Here is a 7,615-nt window from a genome sequence, read left to right as displayed (position 1 = left end):
AAGACACGAGCGGAAGTACTTTGGTCGACCTTACGGTGAGGATGCCATGATGGCCGCTATGCGCATATGGTTTGCTGCCTTGACTCAGCGCGAGCGGTGGCTGGTTGGCTCTGCTGCTGTTCTGACAGCTATCGTTGTTGCGATATACGCGATTATCTTGCCGGTAGCTTCCGCGATTGACCAAGCTCAGCTTGATCATGACGAGGCCGTACAACGACGTGGACGAATATTGGCGACGGTTGATGCCGCTCTGGCAAAACCGGGCGGCGAGCGCAAAGGCGGGGCAACGGACATCGACATTTTGATCATGCAAAGTGCAGCGGAAAAAGGGTTCGATGTGGTGAAATCGGCAAATGCCGCGCCGGGACAGATCAGCATCCGGATTGAACAGGCACGCGCACCTGCATTATTGTCATGGTTGACTGAGCTGGAAGGACAAAATGTCATTGTCCGCGGCGTGACGTTGCGTTCCGGGGCGAATGGCACCGTAAGTGTCGATGTCCAGATGCAAATGGGCACGCCATGAGGCGGCGCGTCCTTGTAGCGTCGATTGCAGTGCTGGCGGCCTCGTTGGTCATATTCATGCCGCTGCGTACAATACTAAGCGGCGACAGGGTTGCGGCGCGCAGGGTGGATGGAATCATCTGGGATGGGTCGGCACGCGATTTAAGCCTCGGTAAGCTGCCGGTCGGGGATGTGAATGCGCGGATGCTGTTCTGGCCGCTGTTTCTCGGCAGGGCAGAAATGTTGCTATCGCGGGGCGATGCGCCCTTCGCGCCTGGGGTTTCAGGGTCGGTATCGCGCGGAATTGGAGGCTTATCTGTCAATAATCTAACCGCGACATTGTCCGTAGGCTCTCTCTTTGCGCCATTTCCTGCGGAGAATATCCAGTTTGAAGGCTTTTCTGCGCGCTTTGCCGCTGGGCGGTGCATGGAAGCAAGCGGTCAGGTGCGCCTGACGATGTCGGAAACAGTGCCCGGGCTGAACTTGCAAAATGGGCTTCTGGGAAAGCCGCGCTGTGAAGGTGCAAGGCTGCTGCTGCCATTGGTCAGCCAGTCTGCCATGGAACGCGCGGACATTAGGCTATCGGGTGATGGTGCTTATACGGTGACGGTGACGGTGACGCTTGACTCGAACCGCGGCGATCCTCCTGCGCTGTTAAATCTTGCTGGCTTCCGTCCAGTGGCAGGTGGCTATAGGCTTGTACGAAAGGGCCGGTTCTGAGCAGGATGACAGCGACGCTGGGCGAGGCGTTGGGCGCCTTGCCTGTCTGGTATCAACTTTTGCTTGTTATTGTACTGGGGGCCATTTGGGGGAGTTTCGTCTCAGCTTTATGTAGCCGCTGGCCGCAAGGCGAACGTGTTTCAGATGGCCGGTCACTTTGTGACCATTGCCAGACAAAATTATCTGCCAAAGATCTTGTTCCAATTCTGTCTTTTGCATTTTTAAAGGGCAAATGCCGATATTGCGGTCATATCATCGGATCGGCTGCACTTTATATTGAGTTGGCAGCGGCAGGCATTGGTCTCATTGCGATGCTGTCCCTGTGGGGGCTTCAGGCTGTATCTGCCGCGATATTCGGATGGCTATTGTTGCCACTGGCGGTGCTTGATTATCAAAAATTATGGTTACCCAACCGACTGGTTTTGATCTTGGCGCTGGTTGGTGTGCTCATTGCACCGTTCGTCACACCGGACGTCTCTTGGCTTGACCGAGTGTTGGGCGGGATCGGTGGATTTCTTTCGTTAGAATTTATCCGGCAAGCATTTCGGATTACGCGCAAGCAAGATGGAATGGGCGGCGGCGACCCGAAGTTATTTGGAGCAATCGGTATTTGGCTGGGGTGGCAGGCCCTTCCGATGGCATTGCTGTTGTCCTGCTTGGTCGGCTTTGGATTTATGCTGCTGGTGTACGCTCTCGGTAAAGATCGTGCATATAAGCTACCGTTCGGGGCATTTCTGTGTGTTGCCGCCTATATCTTGGCAGTCGTCAGGTTTGCGGTTTAGCCGCGAGCAAAGGCAGCGCAAATTTCACACGCAATCCGTCTGCTGCCCAGTCAAAATCGACGCTGCTTCCGGGTCTTTCCTGTCCGAACACGCCAATAACGGTTGTCCCAAATCCCTTACGCTCTGGTACGGATACCGGCGGACCGCCCGTTTCCTTCCATGACAGGTGCAAAACATTATCGCGTCCTTCCTGCTCTTCAACCGTCCAGTCGACAAACAACCCGCCGCCTGCTGCTGAAAGACAGCCATATTTGGCGGCATTGGTACTCAGTTCATGGATGATGAGCGTGAGTGATTGTGCCATGGCAGGCTCCAGTTTAAGGGCGGCTCCATTCAACACGATATTCTTGCCGTCCGTGCTCTTATATGGCGCAAGCTCTGTCTCCAATATGGGAACAAGATCGGCTCCCTCCCAATCCGACGCGGCAATAGCGCCATTGGTGTGGGCAAGCGCCCGAATCCGTTTGGCAATGCCGTTCTTTAATTCGGCCACCGTGTCAGCCCGGGAAAGCGCAACGATGCCCTGAACAACCGCGAGGAGGTTGCGCGCGCGATGCTCAACTTCACGGACAAGCATCTTTTCACGCGCCTGGCTTTTGATGATATCCGAAATATCGATGGAAACACCGGCCAAGCCAGCAAGATTGCCCTCGCTGTCGAATAAAGGTGATTTGGTGGTGCGATATACGCGGCGGACACCACCAGCGTCTGTTATGACTTCTTCAGCCACGAGCGTCTTGCGCTTCTTGAAAACCTTTTGGTCGTTTGCCCTTATAGGTGCAAAATCCTCGGAACGTGCAAACAGGCTTTCTTCGCCAAGCGACCGAAGCTCCTCAATATTTTTTGCGTTAGCGACGCGCAGCGCTGCATTATTTGCGTAGATCGTGCGGAATTCGAGGTCTTTTGCATATATTTGGTCAGGGCACGCCTCGCTTATTGCCGAAAGCAGATTGGCAGTTTCTTTGGCTTGGGATTCTGTGGAGGCTAGGCTTGCAGAACGTTCGACAACACGTTGTTCCAGTTCTTGGTTCAAAGCATATAGATCGCGAATTCCTCTCCGGTTTTCCTCCGCAATTGCGCCAATTAAAAGCCCCGTCGTCGCAACTACAATGAGAAAAATCTGAAGCGCCTGATGCTGGTAATCCAAATACATCAATGGCCGCGCAAATGGACCGAGACCAACCAGAGTGAACAATGCTGTGAAAAACGTTATAGCAACGATTGCGATGATCGCACCCGGTATGCGAAAACTCAGTGAAGCCCACAAAAGCGGCGGAATCATCAAATACGCAAAGGGTGCGATGCCGCCGAGCGATATGGCAGCCATTGTGCCAAAGATCACCACCAACGCACTTGCTTCCCGCATGCGTGATGCATTCAATCTCAGTGGTCTCGCGGCGGCGTGAACCAACATCAAACCAAGCGGAGCCGCAATAACCGCGCCAGTTGCATCTCCCAAATAAATGCGGGTCCAAAAATCCGTAAATGGTCGGCCATAAGACCAGCTGAGGCCGAAACTTCCAGTGGTGGCACTTAACAGCGGCATTCCAACGCCTGCCACGATAATGAATATTGCGGTATGTTTGATATTGGTCAAAAATTGCAAGGCTTTGACGAAATGACGGATCACAAGGGCGCCTGCTGTCACAGCAAGGCTGTTGCCCAAGGCCAACACAAGAGCTGGGCCGATGTCATGTCCGTACCAGATGAAGTTGCCGGTAATCTCGGCAGATACGGCTGCTGCTACCCATAATGGCCATTTTATTCGGGGTGATGCCAGCATTGCTGCAAGCAAAATTCCGGCGGGCAACCAAATTGAGAGGCCGGACCCCGGGATAGTCCACATCAGTTCGGTAATTGCGGCTGCCAGCAGGCAAACGACATAAAGCAGTATGAAAAGAAGGATTGTTGTTCTGGAGACCCCGTTCGCATCCATCGCAATTTCCCCACAGCGCAGGTTATTGGAACCGATAACAGGACAATCCGCTATTTTCCAGCGCCTTCGGGACGGCGACCAGCGGAAAACGTTTGTAGAAGGATGATTTTGTGCACGCGCCGGATAATTGTCTGGCCAACAGGCGCAAGAATTTAAGTCCTCGGATTTGTTTTGTCGTATAAATTAAGACCCTGAAACAAGTTCAGGGCGACGAAGGTGTATGCCATGTCATGCTGAACTTGTCTCAGCATCTTAATTTACAACGTTGCGAGCGTCCGCTTGAAGCGGGCTATTACTTGGGCTGAGCAATCGCCCGGTCGGCCTCGGGATAATCCTCCGGCGTCACTGTAGAGACATTTTCCCTGTCCTCGACATCTACCTGAAGGAGGCTACGATTGGCCCGAGGATCATCTTTAACATCATCAGGAAGGGCGCCACCGAAGGGGCCGCGGTCCATTTCAGTGACGCCGGGTTCTTCGTCATGCGCCGGTTCTTGTGGGATCATGCAGCGATAACGCCTTCTTTGTTGAGAGCCGTCGTCATGGCTGTGTTGGCCTCTGGACTAAGCTTATCCCGCAACTGAGGAAAAAGGGTGTTTTCCTCTTCGCGTTGATGGGTCTCAACCCGGCGACGAAATTCTGCGACCTTTGCGCCCCATGTTTGATCAGCTGGTTCCATCTTGCCGAGTTCAAACAGGAATTGTTTGACGTAACCATGGTCATTATTCAGCTCATCGGCTGCTTCGGTCAGGCCATTTTCGCGCATCGTGGGATAGACGACATTTTCTTCTTCCAACGCGTGTTTTGTCAATGCGTGCTTTAATTGGTGCAGCAGCATCGTCCTCTTTGTTGTTTCATCGGGGCCGGTTTCCTGAAGCTTATCGAAAATCATCAACGTCGCATCATGCTCGGCTTTTAGGATTTCATCCCATTCGCCATAGCTTGCGTCCATCATCTGCATGGCGACCTTTCGCCCAGCATTGGCCATCAGACCTACTACCAAGCCACCGATAGCGGCAGACACCACTTTCGACGTTGTCGAGCCGGACCCATTTTTCGTGTTTTGCACCATTGTTCTTCTCCTCTTCCGATAATCGAGCAACAGTTCCTGGCTTCGCTGGTTCCTTGGATATCCAACTTCCGTTTCATAATTGCGGTGAAGTGATTTGAGAACGCGCCGCAGAACTGCTGCACGAAGTCATCGGTAAGATTGCAGCAATTGGAACGTAACGCGTGTCAGTCGGTTTTTCCGTGACCGATCACGAAAAGGATTTCATGTGCGCGACTGCGTCATTATCGGCGGCGGGCCTGCTGGCCTCACGGCTGCAATATATTTGGCACGCTTTCACCTTGATATCGCGGTAATCGATGCTGGCAAAAGCAGAGCCTTGTGGATCCCCGAGACTCACAATCATGCGGGCTTTCCTGAAGGCATTGCCGGCAAGGAACTCTTAAACCGCATGCGCGAACAAGCCGTCAAATATGGCACGAAATGCATTCAGGGTCGTGTGTCCCGCATCACCCGTGAAGACGAAGGCGCGCCGTTTGTTGTCGAATATGGCCATGGCCAATTAGAGGCTTCAACGATCCTTATGGCCACTGGCGTGGTGAACAGGCGACCCGCCATAGATGAAGCATTGCATGCACGCGCACTTGAAGAAGGGCGTTTGCGTTACTGCCCGGTTTGCGATGGCTTTGAAGTTACAGACAAGAATGTTGCCGTCATTGGAACCGGTGAAAAAGGCGTGGCTGAGGCCATCTTTTTGCGCAGCTTTACGGATCGTGTAACGCTTGTTTGCCCCGACGATGCACATGAAATTGACAACGCCACATTGCATCAAGCTACCCAGTTTGACATCAAGATTGAAGATGGACCAGCCGTGGTTGAGAGCATCGATGATACCGGCATTTTTGTGCGTACCGCCACTTCATTGCTATCGTTCGATAGTGTCTATCCTGCGCTTGGCTCTGACGTGAACAACATGCTCGCGCAGATGGCCGGAGTGCGGTGTAGCGAGACGGGCGACATCATTGTTGACTCCCATCAACGAACGTCCGTGTCCGGAATCTACGCGGCGGGAGACGTTGTGCTCGGGCTTGACCAGATCAGCCACGCAATGGGGGAGGGCGGTGTTGCCGCTGTGACTATTCGAAATGACCGTGCGAAGGTGAATCCGATCTTGCGATCAAATCGCACGCCGGAACAATAAACGCAAATCCAGCAAAACCGCCAGTCGTTCAGCTGCATGGATACCGACTGATGTTAGCGGCGTCTGGCGGTCGGCGATCCCAGCACCTGAAACTATAATATTTTTGCAAACGCCTGTTCCAGATCGCGGAGCATGTACGGCTTTTGCAATACGGGTGCCAGATGCGCATTTGTTGTTGTTGAGCCATAGCCGGTGGCCAGAATGAACGGAATTTGTCGCTCTGCCAGAATATTTGCAACATCGGTGCTGGTACCATCACCCAAATTGACGTCCAAAACTGCGGCGTCAAACGCCTCAGTGCGTGCCAGGTCGATGCCCACCTTCAAATTGGTTGCAGGTCCAACTGCAACGCCGTTAAGCTTCATAATCATGTCTTCGAGCATCATGGCGATGATGACCTCGTCTTCCACAAGAAGAATACGCTTTCCTTGAAGCATGTTAGTCGTCACTTTCGGGTAGTTGCGCCGTTAGGCGGCAGATAAGGCCATCAGGATCAAAAATAATATCGACGTTGCCATGGAATTCGGCAGCTAGACCCCGTTCGATCATCCGGATGCCAAATCCTCTTGAAGTGGGCGGGGATACAGTGGGACCGCCCTGTTCAACCCATTCGAGCGTAAGCTCCCGAGAGGCAGATACGGTCCAGCTGATGCAAATAGCTCCACTGGCGACCGAAAGAGCACCATATTTAAGTGCGTTTGTGGCAAGCTCATGCAGAGCGAGCGCCATTGTCACAGCAGTTTTCGTCTTAAGCATGACCTGCGGCCCTTGTGCATGAATCTGCGTTTCACGCGCCAGAGGTTTTAGACTTGCAGCAATTAAATCCGATAAGGATATCGCCTGCCATAGGCCGGAGGTGAGGAGATTATGCACTGCGGACAGCGCCGTAAGCCGCCCTTCAAATGCCGCGGTCATGGCCTGAAGTGACGATTCCTTGTTGAAAGATTGTTGTGCAATGCCCTGCACGATACCAAGCGTATTTTTAACGCGGTGGTTCAGCTCGTCGATTAGCAACTGTTGGTGCGCCTCACCGCGCTTTCGCCGGGTAATATCAAATGAAATACCAACAAAGCGCGCAGGGTAACCGGCAGAGGCACGGATAAGACTGCCATTACTGCGAAGCCAACGTTCTTCATGATTATCCGCGCGTAATATTCTATATTCGATTTCAAAAGGGGTGCCGTCGGTCAAACATTTCTGTGCAGCAGCGTTGGCGCGTTGGAAATCGTCGGCGTGGACACGTGCGCACCACTCGTCATAGCTTCCCCGGCCATTTGCGGATGGAGTGTAGCCCAATATCTCAAACCGGTTTCGCGACCATGGCCCCTCCATGGTAGAAAGGTCTAGTTCCCATGTCGCCATGCCAGCGCCTTCAACCGCAAGGCGCATGCTTTCCGATGTCCGTTTCAACGCGATTTCACTCTTTCGCCGCTCGGTGATATCCAGAGACACGGCAAGGACGCT

General features: G+C 53.2%; 9 protein-coding genes. 4 read left to right on the top strand and 5 right to left on the bottom strand.

The genetic code is table 11. The annotated features are described in order from the left end of the window. From gspM to ACLL9E_RS12995, 3 genes are all read left to right on the top strand, one after another. The coding region (gspM, locus tag ACLL9E_RS13005; RefSeq protein ID WP_411292165.1) for a type II secretion system protein GspM at positions 1 to 526 on the top strand (526 nt) is incomplete at its 5' end. Then, positions 523 to 1,224 (top strand): type II secretion system protein N, encoded by a 702-nt coding sequence (locus tag ACLL9E_RS13000; protein WP_411292164.1) that lies wholly within the window; start codon positions 523 to 525, stop codon positions 1,222 to 1,224. The genes gspM and ACLL9E_RS13000, both read left to right, overlap by 4 nt. A 5-nt stretch (positions 1,225 to 1,229) precedes the next feature. Next, positions 1,230 to 2,006, top strand: coding sequence for a prepilin peptidase (locus ACLL9E_RS12995; protein ID WP_411292163.1), 777 nt, complete (start codon positions 1,230 to 1,232; stop codon positions 2,004 to 2,006). On the opposite strand, the gene ACLL9E_RS12990 is transcribed toward ACLL9E_RS12995, so the two are convergent. The 3 genes from ACLL9E_RS12990 to ACLL9E_RS12980 form a co-directional block, all read right to left on the bottom strand. Then, positions 1,990 to 3,942: an MASE1 domain-containing protein gene (locus ACLL9E_RS12990; protein ID WP_411292162.1), complete on the bottom strand. Its 1,953-nt coding sequence runs from the start codon at positions 3,940 to 3,942 to the stop codon at positions 1,990 to 1,992. The genes ACLL9E_RS12995 and ACLL9E_RS12990 overlap by 17 nt on opposite strands. 292 nt (positions 3,943 to 4,234) lie before the next feature. Then, positions 4,235 to 4,447: a hypothetical protein gene (locus ACLL9E_RS12985; RefSeq protein WP_411292161.1), complete on the bottom strand. Its 213-nt coding sequence runs from the start codon at positions 4,445 to 4,447 to the stop codon at positions 4,235 to 4,237. Then, positions 4,444 to 5,013, bottom strand: a complete 570-nt coding sequence (locus tag ACLL9E_RS12980; protein WP_411292160.1) for a hemerythrin domain-containing protein — start codon at positions 5,011 to 5,013, stop codon at positions 4,444 to 4,446. Before ACLL9E_RS12980 ends, ACLL9E_RS12985 begins: the two co-directional genes overlap by 4 nt. A gap of 205 nt (positions 5,014 to 5,218) precedes the next feature. Here ACLL9E_RS12980 and ACLL9E_RS12975 point away from each other — a divergent pair, with 205 nt between their 5' ends. Next, entirely contained in the window at positions 5,219 to 6,151 is a 933-nt protein-coding gene (locus tag ACLL9E_RS12975; RefSeq protein ID WP_411292159.1) for an NAD(P)/FAD-dependent oxidoreductase, read from the top strand. A gap of 92 nt (positions 6,152 to 6,243) precedes the next feature. On the opposite strand, the gene ACLL9E_RS12970 is transcribed toward ACLL9E_RS12975, so the two are convergent. Next, entirely contained in the window at positions 6,244 to 6,600 is a 357-nt protein-coding gene (locus ACLL9E_RS12970; RefSeq protein WP_411292158.1) for a response regulator, read from the bottom strand. Continuing rightward, positions 6,590 to 7,615: sensor histidine kinase (locus ACLL9E_RS12965; RefSeq protein ID WP_411292157.1), on the bottom strand; the 1,026-nt coding region annotated here is incomplete at its 5' end. The genes ACLL9E_RS12965 and ACLL9E_RS12970, both read right to left, overlap by 11 nt.

The sequence above is a fragment of the Sphingorhabdus sp. genome (assembly GCF_046596595.1).
In the GTDB taxonomy this organism is placed as follows: Bacteria; Pseudomonadota; Alphaproteobacteria; order Sphingomonadales; family Sphingomonadaceae; genus Sphingorhabdus_B.
This window is presented reverse-complemented; position numbering and strand designations above follow the sequence as displayed.